Source organism: Actinoallomurus acanthiterrae (assembly GCF_054775715.1).
Window position 1 is genome coordinate 5,413,766 of the sequence record NZ_BAAHCO010000001.1, and the last position, 16,747, is coordinate 5,430,512.

The 16,747-nt window shown below is 71.0% G+C and carries 14 protein-coding genes and 1 pseudogene; 9 read left to right on the forward strand and 6 right to left on the reverse strand.

Annotated elements, in window-relative coordinates; all coding sequences use genetic code 11:
- Positions 1-30 precede the first annotated feature (30 nt).
- The 4 genes from ACYVF7_RS25705 to ACYVF7_RS25720 are packed head-to-tail and all read right to left on the reverse strand — an operon-like array spanning position 31 to position 4,928.
- On the reverse strand, positions 31-567 hold the full coding sequence (locus ACYVF7_RS25705) for a DUF2690 domain-containing protein (protein WP_460345630.1): 537 nt from the start codon (positions 565-567) through the stop codon (positions 31-33).
- 40 nt (positions 568-607) lie between these two features.
- Positions 608-1,042: a DUF2690 domain-containing protein gene (locus ACYVF7_RS25710; protein WP_460345633.1), complete on the reverse strand. Its 435-nt coding sequence runs from the start codon at positions 1,040-1,042 to the stop codon at positions 608-610.
- A gap of 44 nt (positions 1,043-1,086) precedes the next feature.
- Positions 1,087-4,071 carry a golvesin C-terminal-like domain-containing protein gene (locus tag ACYVF7_RS25715; protein ID WP_460345636.1) on the reverse strand — a complete coding sequence of 995 codons (2,985 nt, stop codon included), beginning with the start codon at positions 4,069-4,071 and terminating at the stop codon, positions 1,087-1,089.
- On the reverse strand, positions 4,068-4,928 hold the full coding sequence (locus ACYVF7_RS25720; protein ID WP_460345638.1) for a hypothetical protein: 861 nt from the start codon (positions 4,926-4,928) through the stop codon (positions 4,068-4,070). Before ACYVF7_RS25720 ends, ACYVF7_RS25715 begins: the two co-directional genes overlap by 4 nt.
- A 191-nt stretch (positions 4,929-5,119) precedes the next feature.
- On the opposite strand from ACYVF7_RS25720, the gene ACYVF7_RS25725 reads away from it, so the two are divergent.
- Positions 5,120-6,508, forward strand: coding sequence for a BTAD domain-containing putative transcriptional regulator (locus ACYVF7_RS25725; protein WP_460345641.1), 1,389 nt, complete (start codon positions 5,120-5,122; stop codon positions 6,506-6,508).
- A 43-nt stretch (positions 6,509-6,551) separates the two neighbouring features.
- On the opposite strand, the gene ACYVF7_RS25730 is transcribed toward ACYVF7_RS25725, so the two are convergent.
- Positions 6,552-7,319 (reverse strand): FadR/GntR family transcriptional regulator, encoded by a 768-nt coding sequence (locus ACYVF7_RS25730; RefSeq protein ID WP_460345644.1) that lies wholly within the window; start codon positions 7,317-7,319, stop codon positions 6,552-6,554.
- Complete coding sequence (locus ACYVF7_RS25735; RefSeq protein WP_460345646.1) at positions 7,316-8,752, reverse strand: amidase; 1,437 nt, start codon at positions 8,750-8,752, stop codon at positions 7,316-7,318. The genes ACYVF7_RS25730 and ACYVF7_RS25735 overlap by 4 nt, the downstream gene beginning before the upstream one ends.
- 122 nt (positions 8,753-8,874) lie before the next feature.
- Between ACYVF7_RS25735 and ACYVF7_RS25740 the strand changes: the two genes are divergently transcribed.
- From ACYVF7_RS25740 to ACYVF7_RS25775, 8 genes and pseudogenes are all read left to right on the forward strand, one after another.
- A complete protein-coding gene (locus ACYVF7_RS25740) occupies positions 8,875-9,954 on the forward strand; it encodes an isocitrate/isopropylmalate dehydrogenase family protein (RefSeq protein WP_460345649.1) in 1,080 nt (359 codons plus the stop codon).
- Positions 9,944-11,470 carry an ABC transporter substrate-binding protein gene (locus ACYVF7_RS25745; protein WP_460345652.1) on the forward strand — a complete coding sequence of 509 codons (1,527 nt, stop codon included), beginning with the start codon at positions 9,944-9,946 and terminating at the stop codon, positions 11,468-11,470. The genes ACYVF7_RS25740 and ACYVF7_RS25745 overlap by 11 nt, the downstream gene beginning before the upstream one ends.
- 16 nt (positions 11,471-11,486) lie before the next feature.
- Positions 11,487-11,651: pseudogene (locus ACYVF7_RS25750) on the forward strand (ABC transporter permease); the annotation flags it as partial.
- Between the two features lie 304 nt (positions 11,652-11,955).
- The gene (locus tag ACYVF7_RS25755; RefSeq protein ID WP_460358113.1) at positions 11,956-12,438 is read left to right on the forward strand and encodes an ABC transporter permease; all 483 of its coding nucleotides are present in this window, start codon (positions 11,956-11,958) and stop codon (positions 12,436-12,438) included.
- Positions 12,435-13,313, forward strand: a complete 879-nt coding sequence (locus ACYVF7_RS25760; protein WP_460358115.1) for an ABC transporter permease — start codon at positions 12,435-12,437, stop codon at positions 13,311-13,313. The genes ACYVF7_RS25755 and ACYVF7_RS25760 overlap by 4 nt, the downstream gene beginning before the upstream one ends.
- Positions 13,310-14,407, forward strand: a complete 1,098-nt coding sequence (locus ACYVF7_RS25765; RefSeq protein ID WP_460345655.1) for an ABC transporter ATP-binding protein — start codon at positions 13,310-13,312, stop codon at positions 14,405-14,407. Before ACYVF7_RS25760 ends, ACYVF7_RS25765 begins: the two co-directional genes overlap by 4 nt.
- A complete protein-coding gene (locus tag ACYVF7_RS25770; protein ID WP_460345658.1) occupies positions 14,400-15,254 on the forward strand; it encodes an ATP-binding cassette domain-containing protein in 855 nt (284 codons plus the stop codon). The genes ACYVF7_RS25765 and ACYVF7_RS25770 overlap by 8 nt, the downstream gene beginning before the upstream one ends.
- Positions 15,251-16,744 carry an aldehyde dehydrogenase family protein gene (locus tag ACYVF7_RS25775; protein WP_460345661.1) on the forward strand — a complete coding sequence of 498 codons (1,494 nt, stop codon included), beginning with the start codon at positions 15,251-15,253 and terminating at the stop codon, positions 16,742-16,744. The genes ACYVF7_RS25770 and ACYVF7_RS25775 overlap by 4 nt, the downstream gene beginning before the upstream one ends.
- Positions 16,745-16,747: the final 3 nt, after the last annotated feature.

Genomic DNA, 16,747 nt, shown 5'->3' on the forward strand with positions numbered 1-16,747 from the left:
GCGTTCCTCATCGCCTGCGGTCGGGCCGGTTCAGCCTCGGGCGGAGCCGGACGCCCCACCGGACCCGTTGCCGCCGCAGCACGAGCCGTAGGCGACCGCTGTCACGTTCGGGGCGTAGAGCTGGTCGGAGTAGGCGTAGCTGCTGTAGGCGCTGTACTCGTCGGTGCAATCCGTAGAGCCGTCGCCCCGGCAGACCTTGACGGTGACGAGGTTGGCCGCCCCGCTGTGGACGGTCACCTTCGACCAGTTCGTCTGGCATCTCGGCGAGTACCGGAGCTCGACCGTCGCATCCGCCGCCACGGTCTTGTCCCCGCGGGTGTTGTGGAACCACAGGGTCGAGCTCGACACCGTGTAGGCGTCCTTGGCGCAGCCGGTGCTCTCGGGATCGGTCTTGTCGCAACGCGCCTTGTTGGCGTTGGTGTAGCAGGTCTCGGTGGCCGGCGCGTACGCCGACGCGGAAGCCTGCGACGCCGCGCCCGCGGGGATGGAGGCTCCCGCGAAGGCCAGCATTCCGATGGTCGGGACGAGAAGTACTTTCAGGGCGAGGACTATGCGCCACTTTGCCATTGGCCGTTCCTTTCAGTCGGGGGGAGTGACGGCGCGCGGATCAGTACCAGTCGCTGCAGGTCCAGGTCGACTGGTCGGAGGGATATCCGGCGGGCCTGATGCAGGCGCGGACCCAGTAGTTGAAGCCGATCATCAGCGTGTAGTAGCCGCCGCCGTTCGTGTAGCTCCGGACCGGAGTGCCGCCCTTGGAATTGGCGGCCTGGATGCTGAAGTCCCAGGTCGAGTCGTCGCTCCTGGCCCATACGGCGTTGCACTTCGCCGAGTGACGCAGGTCGACCCACCGGCCGCCGCCCACGGCGAAGACGGTGGTGGTGGTCCAGGCGTCGGCACCGCAGCCCTCGGTGTCCGGGTTGAGGCCGGTGCACTTGCCTTCCACGCAGCCGACGGCCATGGCCTGGGTCGGAGCGAGGGTGCCGAGGACGGACAGGGAGAGGGCGAGGACGGCCAGGGCGGCGGATCTGTGTCGGATCTTCATTTCTTACCTTTCTGCAATCGGGTGGTGCGCCGGGCGGTTCCGGCTCACGGGACCTGGAGGTACTGCTGGAGCAGCTTGGCCTCAGCCGCGTAGCCATAGGCGTTCGGATGGAACCACTGCTGCTTGACGGTGGGGTCGGTGTTGCTCAGGAGCGCTTTGATGGTCGTGATCCAGTTGCTGCTGTCTCCGGAGACCGGGATCCCGGTGAACCAGCTCTGGTCGCCGCTGCACAGTTCATGGCCGGTGAACGCGTTGTCGACGGAGACGTAGTCGAGTCCGTACGCCTTCGCCGTCTGCTGGATCTCCTGGTCGAGTACGTCCCCGAGCCCGTTCAGCCAGTCGCGGTCGTCATCGCTGATCAGGCCGGCCGTTCCGCACTTTCCGGCCGGATCGTTGCCGGCGCGGAAGAGATGCGGGTAGCCGAGCACCACGATCTGGGCGTTCGGCGCGTCCGCCCGGAGCCGCTGGTAGAGCTGTGGCAGTCCGGCGGAGAAGGTCGGGTCGGTCAAGTGCTGGATCTTCGTGAGGATCTGATCCGACCCGTCGGCGGCCTGCCACTGTTGCCGGCAGGGCGTCAGGCTGAGCTTGATGCCGTACTTGACGCACGACTCGATCACCGGGGCGAAGTCGAGATCGTTGCCGCCGAAGGTCAGCGTGATCAGTGACGTGTCCGCCGTGATCGCGCTTTCCTGCGCGAGCTCGTTGGGACACTTGCCGTAGCGGTTCGGTGAGTAGAAGTCGGCCACGATGGCGCCGCTGCACGCGACGTGTACCCACCCGCCGTCGTGCCAGGTGCTGGTCGCCGCGGCGAAGGACCGGTTGTAGGACAGCGACGAGCGGTGCCCGACGTTGACGCTGCCGTCGGCGGCGTGGAAGTTGTCGGTGTCGGGGTCGTAGCCCAGGTGTCCGTCCGGCGAAGGCGTGGCGTTGCCGAGCGCCCCTTCGCCCGAGGAGTAGGAGTCGCCGAGCATCACGTACTTGCCGGGCGGCGCTGCCACCAGCGCGACGGCGGTGAAGGCCAGGTCGCCGACGGACTGCACGCCGAGGTTGGTGAGCGACACGTTCGCGCCGGGTCCCAGCCAGTAGGTGCCGAGGCTGACCCACTCGTTGGTGTGGGCGTTCTGGTTCACGGTGACGGTGCGCCGCGGACCGGTGCCCGTCGCGACCGTATAGTTCGCCTCGGTGGCGGTCGCGCCGGTCGCCGGGATGAAGACCTTGACGGTGTACCGGCCCTTGCCGATGTTCGGAGTCCAGGTACCGGTGAGCCCCCAGTAGGAGCGGCCGGCCGCATCGGTCGGCTCGCCGGTGTGGGTGAACCAGAGATGGCCGCCGAGCCCCGCGCCGAGCTGATGGAGATCCATGTCGGTGGCCTGGGCGGCGGGGTCGGCCGGATCACCGTAGGTGAAGCCGAACGAACCGGAACTGTGCCAGTTGGCGTTGGCCGGGTTGCAGCCTTCGAGGTTCAGGCCGTCCGCCTGGCTGTCGACGATGACGGAGCCGGCCGGGACCTCGTCGGTGTTGAGTTCGCAGATCGGGGGGAACCAGTTCGTCGCGCCGGTGGGCGTCGGCTCGGCCGCGGACGGGTCGTCGGTCCACTCGCCGCCGTGGCACAGGTTGAGCGCACCGCACCACTGCACCGGATAGTGCCACCAGCACCGCGACCCGTCGGCGTGGCAGGTCGCGGACGGGTTCCCGGCACCGTCGGTGGACGACGGGTCGCACTGGTCCCGCGTGGCGTCGCAGAAGGCGGTGCGACCCGGCCGGGCGAGTTCGTAGGCGTCGAGGCGCTCGTCATTGATGCCGTCATGGGCGTACTCGATCGTCCCGGCGTAGGAGTACAGGCCGCTGAGCGAGTCGATCTGCGGTATCTCCATCCAGCCGAAGACCTTCTCCTCGTAGGGCCAGTCCCCGGGATGGGAGGCGTCGTCGTAGGTGAGGTTCAGGACCGCGCCCGGCACCCAGTCCTCGTGCAGGAACGGGTGCCGGTTGTACGGATAGACGGGGTTGGCCGGATTGTTCAGCCAGCCGAGGCCCCACGGCGTGCCATCGGAGCTCGGATGCAGGCCGCTGTTGTAGTCCCACAGCGCCAGGAACCAGTTCTCCAGCGTGGCCGGATCGGCGCCGTTCGCGGTGATTCCCGCCGCCGCCAGCTCGTTCCACTTCTGGGCGAGGATCTGGGCCGCCGCGGCCGCGTCCTCGGCGTAGTCGACCGCCACCTTGCGCTGCAGGTCATAGCTCATCGCGCCCTTGGTCATCCCGGTGGTGACCTGGCCCAGCCCGTAGCCGCAGTCGGGCGTCTGGACGCCGGGGACGTAGCCGCCGCCCGCGCCGTAGTAGTCGGCGACGAGAGGGTTGCCGGCCAGTCCCTGGATCGAGTGCCAGGAGGCCTGCTTGAAGTTCGACTCCTGGGCGAAGACGGCGTCGAGCACCTCCCGGGGGATCGCCTTGCCCCCGGCGCCGAACGGCGCGGGCAGCGGGAAGTCGGTGCTCGGCGCGTACGCCGACAGACCGAGGTTGGCGTACTTCGCCGGGCGCTGCCTCGTCAGAGTACCCCGGCCGGCCAGATTCGCGGCCCAGTCGACCATGGCCGCCGAGGGCTGCATCACCTGCAGATCGACGTGGTTGCGCGGGACGGCGCAGGTCGAGCTGAACGTGTCCGCCCGCGCTCGGCCGGGCAGGCCGGCGGGAAGGGCGGTCGTCGCCGGCGCGGCGACGTCGGGCAGCCAGGAGCGCGCCGCCGCGTGCCCGCCGGCCGCCGAGGTGGGCAGCAGTCCGAGCGGCGTCGGTGGAAGACCGGCGCCGTCCGCGGCGGCCTTCGCGGCCGACCTCCCCGGAGCGGCGGCGGCCACGGTGACCGCGCCGCCGTCCAGCGCCGCCGCCTCCGCCCCGGCCGGCAGCCGCCGCATCCCCGCGGCGACGGCCCCGGCGACGCTGTTGTGCCCGCCGCGGCCGAGGAAGAGGGCGAGCCGGTCGGACGGCCCGGACCCCAGCTCCCGGGTACCGTGCCCGTCCAGCCGCCACACGCTCACCCGGCCGGCCGCGCCCCGGAGGAAGTCGACGCCCCCGGCCGCGTTCGGGACGAGGTCGAACGGCTGCCCGCCGGTACGAGCCTGGACGGCCTGCCGCCGCCGGCGACCCGTACGATCGCGCCGCCGCGTACCGCGTAGACGCCGCCGGACGGAGCCGGCGTCGCGTCCGTCAGCTCTCCCCGCACCCGCTGCACCGACTCGACGCGAGCGTGGGCCGTGTCGGCCCGCAGCAACTCCGTGGCCGCCAGGTCGGGCGTCGTGTAGCGGGTCAGCGCCACCGTCCCGTCCGATCCGCACGAGGGCGTGGCGTGGAAGAGCGAAACCCCGGCGGTCAGCGGGCGCACCGCGCCGGTATGCGCGTCGATGACGTAGGCCAGGCCGCCCCGGATGAGGCCATCGGGGTCGTTGTCGGCGTGCCACGGTGCGACGACGGCGACCACCGACCGGCCGTCGCCGGTGAGGCACTGACGTCCGGTCCAGCGTTCGCCTCCGGGGTTGATCCCGGCCGGCGCGAGCGTGGCGAGCGGCCGCCAGGACCAGCCGGACGCGGCCGTCGCGGCGTACAGGTGCCATCCGGTGGAGTCGCCGCTGCCGGTGACGATCTCGTCTCCGGAGGCGATGCGGCCGACCCGTACCGCGCGTATCGGCGGCGCGGGCTTGGCCCGGTCGTGCGCCGCCGACGCCCGCGCCGGCCTGGCCGGCGGCCGCGCGACCGCCGTCTGGGCCAGGCCGGCGAGGGCGACCAGGAGAGAGGCGACCACCGCGGTGCGCCTTCTCCACATCGTCAGCCGGCCGCGAGCATACGGCCGGCGCGGCGTCACGGCCCTCGCATGCCGGGTGTTCAGGTCATGGGACACCGCAAGCTCCTCAGGGATGTGCACGACAGCGGACACAGCCTCGGCATGGCCGGTTGCGGCCCGGTTTCGCGGCGGTATACGAGCCCCTGAACAGCAAGATCTTCCACGTCACGGAGATGGCGGGCGGGTGTGGCGGCACCGTCGTGCCCGGTGCGCTGGCCGGTTCCTTTGCTCGCACCTACACTCGCGTCGTGGAATTCCGCCTACTCGGCCCGGTCACCGCGTCACTCGAATCCGAGCTCGCACCGGCAGGGGAGGACCCGGTAGACGCCACCGACGTCGATCTCGGCTCGCCGCAGCAGCGCGCGGTCCTCGTCGCCCTGCTGCTGGCGCCCGGTCACGCCGTTCCGGTCTCCCGCATCGTCGACACCGTCTGGGGCGAACACCCGCCGCGTACGGCCGTGAAGAATCTCCAAGGGCATGTGCACCGGCTGCGCCGGGCGCTGGCACCGGACGTCTCGCTGCGGACCGTCGGGGACGGCTACCTGCTGGAGGTCGACCCCGACACGGTCGACCTCCATCGCTTCCGGCGGCACGTCCGCGCCGCCCGCCAGGCGTCCTCCGACGCCCAGGCCGTCGACCACTACGACGCCGCGCTCCGGCTGTGGCACGGCGAGCCGCTGTCCGGAGTCGCCGGCGCGGCGGCCCGCGCCATCGCCGACGGGATCGCCGACGAGCATCTCAGCGCGCAAGAGGAACGCATCGCCGCCTTGCTGCGCCTGGGCCGGCACAACGAGTGCGTCGGTGAACTGGCCGCGCTGGTCGAGGCGCATCCGCTCCGCGAGGAGACCCGCGCGCACCTCATGACCGCACTGGCCGGATGCGGCAGGCAGGCAGAGGCGCTGGCCGCTTACTGGGCGGGACGCGAACTGCTGCGCGACGAGCTCGGCGTCGACCCGGGCAGCCAGTTGCGCGAGGCGTACGAGTCGATCCTGCGCGGGGCCGCCGAGCCGGCGGAGGAGACGCCACGCACGGCCTCGCCACCGCGACCCGCGCCCTCCGTCGCGATCGTCCCCGCTCCGGCACGAGGAGGCCGGCGCCTGCCGCGCTGGGCGTTGATCGTCACCGCGGGCGCTCTGGTGCCCGCGGCCCTCCTGGTCCACGAGTCCAGGGCCGGGATGCCCCGCGCGCACCTCGCGGCGAAGAGCGCGGGCCGGCCCTGGGCCCCCGGCGTGGTCAACCAGCACCTGACCGACCAGCGCGCACACATGCCCGAACCGATGGACGGCGACGATCCGCGCGCCCGCGGATGCGGCGACGACGCGCGCACCGTCGTCCAGGCGCCGCTGCGACTGGCCGACGGCTCGGTCTTCGGGACGTTGCGCCTGCGGCACTCGGCGACCTGCGGCACCGACTGGGGTTCGGCGTACTACGCCAACCCGCGGCTGTTCACCGTGCACATAGTGGCGCATCGCCCGTCCGACGGCGCGATCGTGCAGTCCCAGTGGGACAACAACACCCCGCCTGGCAGCTACGGCGACATGCTCTCCACCTCCGCCGGCTGCGTCTGGGTCGAGGCCTGGGTGGTGAGCCCCGCGGGGACCTCCCCCCGGGCCCACACGTCCTGCGCGACCGGCTGACGGCCGGCCGCCTAAGAAGGTGAGCAACGGCCGTGCGGTGACCTCAGGTCTCTTCGTCGTCCAGGAGTGCGAGCAGCAGCCCCTGCTCGTTCTCCGGGACGTAGCCGGCGTAGTAGTCGTAGAGATTGCGCCGCGAGATCCGCGCCGCCGCCAGGCCGTCCCGTACCCGGATCGCCTCGAGCACCTCCTGGTGGTGCTGGAGCGACTCCCGCATGAGCGCCTCGCTGTTGCCCGCGTGGGCGACCTTGTCCGAGATCAGCGAGAGGACGGCGCCCCGGACCACCTGGTTGCAGACCTCGATGAGGGAGTTGCGGCCGGCCCGGGCCACCGCCTCGTGGAACGCGACGTCCGCCTTGCTGAACTCCTCGTACCCGGCCTCGATCGCGTCCGACATGACGGCGAGCGTCCGTTCCATGGCGGACAGCTCCTCCTCGGTTCGCAGCCGGGCCGCCAGCAGGCTCGCCGACCCGTCGAGGATCATGCGGAACGAGATCAACTCGGCCATCGACATGCTGTCGAACTGGACGAGCCGGGTCATCTCCTTGGTCAGGCCGGCCGACGAGAACGGGAGGATCTCCGGGCCGTTCGGGTCACCCGGGCGCGAACGGACGAGGCCGTTGCTCTCCAGCACGCGCAGAGCCTCCCGCACTGTAGGCCGGCTCGCCCCGAACTGCGTCACCAGTTCGCGCTCGCTCGGCAGCCGTTGACCGGGCTTCAGGTCACCGCGCACGATCGCCTGCTCGATCTGCTCGACGATGCGCTGGTACAGCCGTACCGGCGAGACCTGCCGGAACTGTGCCCCCTCACTCACGGCTTCTTCCCCTCTGTCATCTTCTCCCCGGTGGGGCTGTCCGGCCAGTGCGGGACGGCCTCGGCCGGCCGGTTCCGTTCGTACCACGCCGCCGCCCTCAAGACGCCGAGATCGTCAAAGCGGCGTCCCGCGATCTGCACCCCGATGGGCCGACGGTCCGCCGTGAAGCCGCAGTTGACGGTCGCCGCGGGCTGCCCCGACATGTTGTACGGCGCGGTGAAGCCGATGTGGGACATGGTCTTCCCGTCGCCCATGAACGGCATCGGCTGCTCGGCGGGAAAGGCCGCCACCGGAGCGACCGGCGAGAGCACCAGGTCGTACGGAAGCGTCGCCGCCACGGTCCGCGCCTGGATGCGCATGATCTGCTGGTAGCACTGGAGCACTCTCGTGCCCGGCACGTCCGAGCCCGCCTGACACCACTGGATGATGTAGGGGTGGACGCGCAGCCCGGCCTCGGGCGGCAGTTCGCGGAAGTCGTTCCAGGACCGCACGCGCCAGAACAGGTCCAGGTCGTCCAGGAGATCCTGGCTCATGAACGGCTCGACCGGCTCCACGACGGCTCCCGCCGCTTCGAAGACCGCGGCGGCACGGCTCACCGCGGCGACGATCTCGGCGTCGCAGGGCTCCCCGCAGCCGGCGTCCAGGTGCACCCCCACCCGCAGTCCGCGCGCATCGCCGTCCAGCGCCGACCAGTCGATGTCCTGCGGCGGCAGGCTCGACCAGTCCCGGGGGTCCGGCCGGCTCAGGACCCGCATGAACAGCGCCGCGTCCGCCACGGTGCGAGTCATGGGACCGGCGGCACGCCCGAGGTACGGCGTGTCGAGCGGGATCCTCCCGTAGCTGGGCTTGAGCGTGGCGAGGCCAAGCCAGGTGCCCGGCAGCCGGATCGATCCTCCGATGTCGGTGCCGACGTGGAGCGGACCGTACGCTCCGGCGGCCGCGGCCCCCGCGCCGGAGCTGGAACCGCCCGTGGTCCAGGCGGCGTTCCAGGGGCTGCGCGAAATGCCGTGCCGGCTGGAGACCCCTGAGGAGAGCATGCCCCAGTCCGGCATCACGGTCGATCCGAGTATCACCCCGCCGGATTCGACGACCCGCGCGGTGATGGGCGCGTCCAGTTCGGGGACGACCGGCTCGACCCCCGCGTTGCCCGAGGTCATGGGGACGCCCCTGCGGGCGATGTTCTCCTTGAGCGTCACCGGCACGCCGTCGATGGGCCCGAGCGGTTCGCCCGCCGCCCATCGGGCCTCGCTGGCCAGCGCCGCCTTGCGGGACTCGTCCGGATCATGCGTCCAGAACGCGTTGAGCACACCCTCGCGCGCCTCGATCACCGACTGGACGGCGTCGTGGACCTCGACCGGAGACACCGTGCGGTCAGCGAATCCGGCCACCATCTCGACGGCCGGCATGGCGGCCAGGTCCTGTTCCGTGAGCACCCGCACTCTCCTTTGGTCGGGATGACCAACGCTTCGAACCCTTGACAAGAACAGCTTCAGTCGCTTTGGTACCTGGCAAGTGAGTTTACTGGTCAGGCCAGTCATGGCGAAAGGTGGCGTCCATGGCGCGGGATACCAAGGTCGTGCGGCTTGCCGTCATACCGGGCGACGGGATCGGCCCTGAGGTCGTCGCGGCGACCGTGCCCGTGCTCCGGACGGCCCTCGAAGCCGACGGCGGCCGGCTCGACGTGACCTCATTCGACTGGGGAGGCGAGCGGTTCCTCCGGGAGGGCGCGGCGATGCCGGCCGATGCGGCCGACCTCGTCAAGAAGACGGACGCCGTGCTGTTCGGCGCCGTCGGACGTCCCGACGTGCCGGACCACGAACTGGTGTGGGGCCTGATCATCGGGCTGCGGCAGCAACTCGACCTCGCCGTGAACATCCGGCCGGTGCGCGCGTTCCCCGGCGTTCCCACCAAGGTGCGCGACACCGATGGCGTGGACCTGGTGATCGTTCGCGAGAACACCGAGGGCGAGTACGTCGGCGCCGGCGGGGTCGCGCACGCCGGCAGCGGGCACGACCTCGGCATCGAGGTCGCCGTGCACTCCCGTCGTGTCATCGAGCGGGCGGCGCACCACGCCTTCGCCCTGGCCGCCCGGCGGTCGGGGCGCCTGTGCCTGGTGACCAAGTCCAACGCGATGCGATACGGCTATCCGCTGTGGGACCGGGTGGTGCGCGAGGTGGGCGAGCGCTACCCGGCCGTTCAGCTGGAGACCGTGCTGGTCGACGCCATGGCCGCCCGCATGATCCAGGCTCCGCGGTCCCTCGACGTCCTGCTCGCCGGCAACCTGTTCGGCGACATCCTGTCCGACCTCGCCGCGGTGCTCGCCGGCGGTATGGGCATGGCGCCCAGCGCCAACGTCCATCCGGGGGCGGACGTGCCGGGTATCTACGAACCCGTCCACGGCTCCGCACCCGACATCGCCGGGAAGGGCGTGGCGAATCCGGTGGCATGCATGCTCTCCGGCGCGCTGCTGCTCGACGACCTCGGACACACCAGCGCGGCCGGCCGCATCCGTGACGCGGTGGCGGGCACCCTGCGAGACGCCAGGCACCACACGGCCGACCTCGGCGGCAACGCCACCACAGCGGACGTGACGTCCGCCGTCCTGCACACGATGGAGAGCCACATTGAGACATGACAAGCAGCTGACGAGGCACATCGGGACGGTGGCGGCCACGCTCGCATGCCTGCTGCTGGCGGCCTGCTCGGCCGGGTCCACGGCGGCCGGAAACGGCTCCGGCGGCAACGCCGGCGACACCCTGAAGATCGGTCTCATCGCCGAGCCGGCCAGCCTCGACTTCACCAAGAGTGAGGGCGCCGCCATTCCGCAGGCGCTGCTCTACAACGTCTACGAGAACCTGGTGAAGGTGGACCAGTCCGGGAAGATACAGCCCGATCTGGCGACGTCGTGGAGCATGTCCAGGGACCGCAAGACGTACACGTTCCAGCTGGTGAAGAACGCCAAGTTCAGCAATGGCGCACCGTTCACGGCCGAGGACGCCAAGTTCTCCATCGAACGCGTCAAGTCGGACTGGACGATCGCGCTGAAGTCCCGGATGGCCGGCGTCGACACGGTTCAGGCGGCGTCGCCCACCGAACTGAAGGTCACCCTGAAAGAGCCGGACAACAACTGGCTGTACTGGATGACCACCCGGGTCGGCGCGATGTTCAGCCGGACCGGCGTGAACAAACTGGCCACCGAGCCGGTGGGCACCGGTCCGTACGTGGTGAAGAGCTGGACCCGCGGCGACTCGATCACGCTGGCCCGTAATGCCGGCTACTGGGGGCGCAAACCGAACTTCGCGTCGGTCGTCCTCAAGTACTTCAAGGACCCGACGGCCATGCAGAACGCGCTGCTCACGGGCACCATCAACGTGATCGGCACATTCCAGCCCCCGGACGCTCTGAACCGGTTCCAGAACAACCCGAAGTACCAGGTCATCGAGGGCTCGACCAACGGCGAGGTGGTCCTGTCCTTCAACAACGGCTCGGGCCCGCTGAAGAATCCGAAGGTCCGCCAGGCGGTCCGCTACGCCATCGACCACAAGGCCCTGGTGGACACCTGCTGGGCAGGCCGCGGCAAGCTCATCGGCAGCATGGTCCCGCCGACCGACCCGTGGTACCAGGACCTCACGAACGACTATCCGTTCGACCGCAACAAGGCCAAGCAGCTCCTTCAGCAGTCCGGCGAAGCCGGCAGCACGCTGCGGCTGCGGCTTCCGACGCTGCCGTACGCCACCGCGTGCGGCACCGTGGTCAAGAGCCAGCTCGAACAGGCCGGGTTCAAGGTGAAGCTCGACCAGCTGGAGTTCCCCGCCGCCTGGCTGACCACCGTGTTCAAGAACGCCGACTACGACATGTCCATCGTCGCCCACGTGGAGCCGCGCGACATCGAGACGGTGTTCGGGGACAAGACGTACTACACCCGCTACGACAACCCCGAGTTCCGCGCGCTGCTGAAGAAGGCGGACGAGGGCACGCAGGAGGAGCAGGTCACCTCCATGCAGGCGGCCGCCCGGCTGCTGTCCAAGGACGCCGCGGCCGACTGGCTGTTCCTGCTGCCGAACCTGATGGTGGCGCAGAAGGGCATCACCGGACTGCCCGCGAACTACATCTCCGAGTCCCTGGATCTCACCGGCGTGGGCCGGTCGTGAAAGGCGGCCTCAACCGATGATCGTCCGTCTGGTGCAGCGGATCGCGATCCTCCTGGCCAGTCTCGTCGTGAGCTCCGTGATGGTGTTCGGGTTCATGGCGGTGCTGCCGGGGGATCCGGCCCGCGTCGCCCTCGGCGTCAGCGCGTCGCCCTCGGCGGTGGCGCAGTTGCGCGAGGAGTTCGGGCTCGACCGGCCGCTCGTGCAGCAGTACCTCAGCTGGGTACGCGGCCTGGTGACCTTCCATCCGGGGAACTCCTACATCTCGCACGCGGCGATCGGCCCGCAGATCGCCGACCGACTCCAGGTCACCCTGTGGCTCGTGGGCACCGGGATGGTGATCGCGTGCATCCTGGCGATCCCCATGGGCACGCTCATGGCCATGCGGCACCGCAGGCCGTCCGGGCTCATTCTCTCGGCCCTGTCCCAGGTCGGCGTGGCCGTCCCGGCCTTCCTCGCCGGGCATCCTCCTGATCACCGTGTTCGCGGTGGGGCTCGGGTGGCTGCCGGCGAACGGCTGGACACCCCCGGCGCAGGATCCGGTCCTGTTCCTCAAGCAGCTGGTGCTGCCCGCGCTGTCCCTCGGAGTGGTGCAGGCGGCGGTGCTCACCCGCTATGTCCGCAGCGCCGTGCTCGACGTCCTCCGGGAGGACTACCTGCGCACCGCTCGCGCCAAAGGGCTTCGGCCGACGCGGGCGCTGCTGCGGCACGGCCTGCGGAACGCGGCGGTGCCCGTGGTCACCGTCATGGGGTTGCAGCTCGCCACGCTGCTCGTGGGCGCCGTCGTCATCGAACGGGTCTTCGCCATCCCCGGGCTCGGAAGCCTGCTGCTGGACAGCGTCGCCAACCGGGACCTCATCATGGTGCAGGACGTGGTAATGATCATCGCAGCGGCGGTGCTGGTCGTGAACTTCCTGGTGGATGCGGTCTATCTGGTGATCGACCCGCGGCTCAGGGCAGGTGCGTCATGAGTGCTCTGGACACCGAGGCCGCCGTCGTCTCGGCGGTGCCCGGCGGACGCCGGCGGCGCCGCCCGGTGACGGGCAGCCTCCTGGCGGGCGGCCTCATCGTCTCGGTCGTGTTCGCCATGGCGCTGCTGTCCTTCGTGTGGACCCCGCACGACCCGACCCTGGTGAACCCCTCGGCGCGGCTGGAGAAGCCGTCGCTGGCGTACTGGTTCGGCACGGACAAATTCGGCCGCGACGTGTTCAGCCAGATCCTGGTGGGCTCGCGAACGACGCTGTTCGTCGGCTTCGTCGCGGTGGGCGTCGCCGCCCTGGTCGGAGTGCCCCTCGGCATCGTCGCCGGGATGGCGCCCCGCTGGTTCGGCGAGCTGCTGATGCGCGGCAACGACCTGCTTCTCGCCTTCCCGGCGCTCCTGCTGACCATCATGTTCGCCGCCGTGTACGGGGGCAGCACGCTGGTCGCGATGATCGCCATCGGCATCGCGTCGATCCCTCACTTCGCCCGGCTGACCCGCGGCGGCACGTTGCAGGTCATGCGGACCGAATACGTCCTCGCGGCGCGCGCGGCGGGCCGCGGGCCGTTCTCGATCGGCCTGCGGCATGTCCTGCCCAACGTCAGCAGTCTCGTCATCGTGCAGGCGTCGGTCGGTTTCGCCATCGCCGTACTCGCCGAAGCCGCGCTGTCCTTCCTGGGCTTCGGGACCCCGCCCCCCACACCGTCCTGGGGCCGGATGCTGCAGGAGAGCCAGGAGATGCTGTGGTCCGCCCCCCGGCTCGCCGTGTTCCCGGGCGTCGCGATCGCGGTGGCGGTGCTCGGATTCAACCTGCTCGGTGACGGCCTGCGCGACCGTTTCGACCCCAAGCTGGAGGACCGCCGATGACCCCGGCACCCGACACGGCACGGCCTTCCGGAGCGGACGACGCACCCGCCTCGGGACCGGACGGCGCACCGGTCCCCGGGCCGGACGACGTCCTGGCGGTGCGGAGACTCGACGTCGCGGTGGGCGGCCGCAAGCTCGTCGAAGACGTCGACTTCACCATCCGGGCCGGCGAGCGGGTCGGCCTGATTGGTGAATCGGGGTCGGGCAAGTCGCTGACGGCGCTGAGCATCATGGGCCTGCTCCCCGAGGGGCTCGGGGCCACGGGCTCGGTGCGGCTCGCCGGCGTCGACCACGACCTGGTGGGGGCCGGCGAGGCCCGGATGTCCCAGGTGCGGGGCAAGGAGGTCGCCATGGTCTTCCAGGAGCCCATGACCGCCCTGAACCCCACGATGAGGGTCGGGCGGCAGATCGCCGAGGCGCTGCTGGTCCACCGGACCAGGCCCGACCGCGCGTCCGCCCGAGCCGCGGCCGTGGAACTGCTCGCCCAGGTGGGGCTTCCCGATCCCGCGGACGCCGCGAACGCCTACCCGCACCAGTTCTCCGGAGGACAGCGGCAGCGGGTGGTGCTCGCCATCGCCCTCGCGAACGACCCCGCGCTCCTGGTCTGCGACGAACCCACCACCGCGCTCGACGTCACGGTGCAGGCGCGGGTGCTCGACCTGATCGTACGGGGCGTCCAGGACCGCAGGTCGGCCATGCTCTTCATCACCCACGACCTGGCCGTGGTGGCCACCGTCTGCGAGCGGGTCATGGTCATGTACGGCGGGCGGCTGATCGAGTCCGGCCCGGTCCGGGAGGTGTTCACGCGCCCCCGGCACCGCTACACCCAGGGCCTGATCGGCGCGTCGGACCTGACCGTGGTCGACGACCGCGGCCGGCTGGCCACGATCGCCGGGTCGGTTCCGCCGGCGGGCCGGTTCCCCGCCGGATGCGTCTTCCGGAACAGGTGCGCTCAGGCGACCGACGCGTGCGCCACCCGGCCGGAATGGGTCCCGACCGGGCCGGACTCCGGCTACGCCTGCTTCCACCCGGTACCCGAGAGCGGCGCGGGCGGGACCGGCATACCCACGAACCAGGAGGCCGGCCGTGGCTGAGCAGCCGACGAGCGCCCCCGTGGACGCCATCACCGTCCGCGACGTCACGCGCGACTACCGGCGGCCCCGTACCTCGCTGCGCCACCCCAGCCCCCCGGTGCACGCCCTGCGCGGCGTCAGCTTCGCCGTCTCCCCGGGGGAACGGTTCGGCATCGTCGGCGAGTCGGGGTGCGGCAAGTCGACCCTGCTGCGGATCATGGCCGGGCTCGACCGCCCCACCAGCGGCAGCGTCGCGATCGACGGGCGGGACATCACCGGGCTCCGGGAGAGACGGCTCCGGTTCGTCCGCGAGCGGCTGCAACTCGTCTTCCAGGACCCGATGAGTGCGCTGGACCCGCGCATGCGCGTCGGCGACATCGTGGCCGAGCCGCTCGTCGCGCAAGGGCACGAGAACCGCAAGGAGCGGGTGGCCGAGCTGCTCGAGGCCGTCGGCCTGGGCGCCGAGGCGGCGGACCGGTATCCGCACCAGTTCTCCGGCGGCCAGCGGCAGCGCATCTCGATCGCGCGCGCCCTCGCCCCCCGTCCGAAGGTCCTCGTGGCCGACGAGCCGGTGAGCGCCCTGGACGTGTCCGTACGGGCCCAGGTGCTCAACCTCCTCGCCGACCTCGTCGACGAGCTGTCCCTCACACTCGTCTTCGTCTCCCACGACCTGTCCGTGGTCCGACACGTGTGCGACCGGGTCGCGGTCATGCATGAGGGGCAGATAGTGGAGACCGGGTCCACGGAGCAGGTGTACGAGGAACCGCGACATTCCTACACACGCAGGCTCATCGCCGCCGTACCGACTCTGGGCAGGGCACTGTCCGGAGTGTCGGCGGCCGACCTCAACCAGGAGTACGGAACGTGACCACCCATGACGAACCCGCCGGCGGCGACAGCCCCGTGGGGAGGGAGTTCCCCGAAGGTCTTCCCATCGGCGACGGCTGGGTGGCGGCACCCGCCGCCGAGGACGTCCGCTTTCCCTACGACGGGACGCTCGTCGCGCGGGCGCCCGTCGGGGACGGCGGCCTCGCACGCCAGGCGGTGGACGCGGCGGTCGCGGTCCGCGAGCGGGTCGGCCGGCTTCCCTCGCACACACGCAGGGCGGCGCTGCTCGCGACCCACGAGGCGGTCGCCTCCCGGCGCGCGGACTTCGAGCGGCTCCTCGTCCTGGAGACCGGCAAGCCGCTGGTCGACTGCCGTGTCGAGGTGGAACGCACCCTGCTGACACTGCTGACGGCGGCCGAGGAGGTGGCCCGGCTGCACGGGGAGACGGTGCCGCTGGACCTGCTGCCGTCGGGGGAGGGGCTGCTCGGGTTCTGGACCCGCAAGCCGATCGGCGTGGTGGTGGGCATCGCGGGCTTCAACTACCCGCTGCTGCTCGCCGCGCACAAGATCGCGCCATCGCTGGCCGCCGGCTGCCCGGTCATCGCCAAACCCGCCCCGCAGACGCCGCTCGCCTCCCTGTGGCTGGTGCACCTCCTCCGTGAGGCCCTTCGCGACGGCGACGCGCCGCCGGCGGCGGTGCAGCTGGTGACCGGGGGGCCGGAGGTGGGCGTCGCGCTGACCACCGACCGCCGGATCGGGGCGGTGTCCTTCACCGGTTCCGCCGCCGTGGGCCACCAGATCGCCCGGGACGCGGCACCCACCAAGGTGCTGCTCGAACTCGGCTCCAACGCCGCACTGGTCGTGGCCGCCGACGCCGATCTCGACGCCGCCGCCGACGCGGTGGTGCGCGGCGGATACTACGCGTCGGGCCAGGCGTGCATCAGCGTGCAGCGGGTCATCGTGGTGGACGCCGTGCGGAAGGAGTTCGTGGCCCGGCTGACGGAGCGAGTGGCCCAGGTGGTCGTGGGCGATCCCCGGGATCCGGCGACGAGGGTCTCGGCACTCATCGACGAGCGGTCGACCAAGCGGGTACGCGCGTGGCTGGAAGAAGCGGTGGACGCGGGAGCGTCGCTGGCGGCCGGAGGCAGGGGCACCGACGGGGTGATCGAGCCCGCCGTGCTGCTCGACGTTGACCGCGCCCTCTCCGTCTGGAACGAGGAGGTCTTCGGCCCCGTGGTCGCGGTACGGTCCGTCCCCGACCTGGAGACGGCCTTCGACCTGGTCAACGACTCGCGCTACGGACTGCACGCGAGCGTCTACACCGGCTCCCTGGAGACCGCGTTCGCCGCTCTCGACCGCCTGGAGGTGGGCGGGGTGGTCATCAATGAGGTTCCCGGCTTCCGTTCCGACGTCATGCCGTACGGCGGCGTGAAGGACTCCGGGGCCGGACGGGAGGGCCCGAGGTTCGCCATCGAAGAGCTCACCGTAACGCGTATGGCAGTGATCCGCCCGACGACGACGAAGCCGTGAGGA

What these genes read in the sequence shown, in the direction of transcription:
- ACYVF7_RS25705 (WP_460345630.1), bottom strand. Translation starts at nt 567, where the DNA reads ATGGCAAAGTGGCGCATAGTCCTCGCCCTGAAAGTACTTCTCGTCCCG.
- ACYVF7_RS25710 (WP_460345633.1), bottom strand. Translation starts at nt 1,042, where the DNA reads ATGAAGATCCGACACAGATCCGCCGCCCTGGCCGTCCTCGCCCTCTCC.
- ACYVF7_RS25740 (WP_460345649.1), top strand. Translation starts at nt 8,875, where the DNA reads ATGGCGCGGGATACCAAGGTCGTGCGGCTTGCCGTCATACCGGGCGAC.
- ACYVF7_RS25760 (WP_460358115.1), top strand. Translation starts at nt 12,435, where the DNA reads ATGAGTGCTCTGGACACCGAGGCCGCCGTCGTCTCGGCGGTGCCCGGC.
- ACYVF7_RS25765 (WP_460345655.1), top strand. Translation starts at nt 13,310, where the DNA reads ATGACCCCGGCACCCGACACGGCACGGCCTTCCGGAGCGGACGACGCA.